General features: G+C 79.5%; 1 protein-coding gene. It reads right to left on the bottom strand.

Translation table 11 applies throughout. The features are described 5' to 3' along the window. Window positions 1-125: 125 nt before the first annotated feature. Window positions 126-629: helix-turn-helix domain-containing protein (locus E1289_RS40005; protein WP_131989002.1), on the bottom strand; the 504-nt coding region annotated here is incomplete at its 5' end.

The raw sequence follows: 629 nt of genomic DNA, 5'->3' as shown, positions 1-629 counted from the left end.
CGCCGCCGCCACCCCCGCCGGCGCCGGCGGCGTTTCCTGAACGGCGTTCCGCGCCGCCCGCGTCCGGCTGAACCCCGGGCCCTTGGGCCGGGCCGGGGCCGTCACCGCCGGCCGGGGCGTCCGGGTCACGCGGGCGGCGCGCCTGCGGCGCGGGCGCGCAGGCGGCGCAGCATGCGGGCGTCGGTGAAGCCGACGGCGCGGGCGGCGGCGTCGGCGGTGGCGCCCTGCCCGATCAGGTGCCCGGCGCGTTCCAGCCGCAGTTCCTGCTGGTACCGCAGCGGCGTGAGGCCGGTCGCCGCGGTGAAGCGGCGGGTGAGGGTGCGTTCGCTGACACCGGCGGCGGCGGCCAGGTCCGCCAGCGGCAGCGGCCGGGTGTAGGTGGCGTCGATGATGTCCTGGGCGCGGTGGACGGCGTCGCTGAGGTGCCCGCGGTGCCGGAACATCACCCCGGCCTGCGGCTCGTCGCCGTTGCGGCGCGCGTACACGACCATGGTGCGGGCGACGCGGGCGGCGGCGCCGGGCCCGTGGCGGGCGGCGAGCAGGTGCAGGGCCAGGTCGATGCCGCTGGCGATCCCGGCGGAGGTGACGACGCGGCCGTCGGTGACGTACAGGACGTCGCGGACGACGGT

The sequence above is a fragment of the Actinomadura sp. 6K520 genome, from assembly GCF_004349245.1.
Taxonomy (GTDB): Bacteria; Actinomycetota; Actinomycetes; order Streptosporangiales; family Streptosporangiaceae; genus Spirillospora.
Note: the sequence above shows the minus strand (reverse complement) of the source record. Positions and strands in the feature narration are given on the sequence as shown.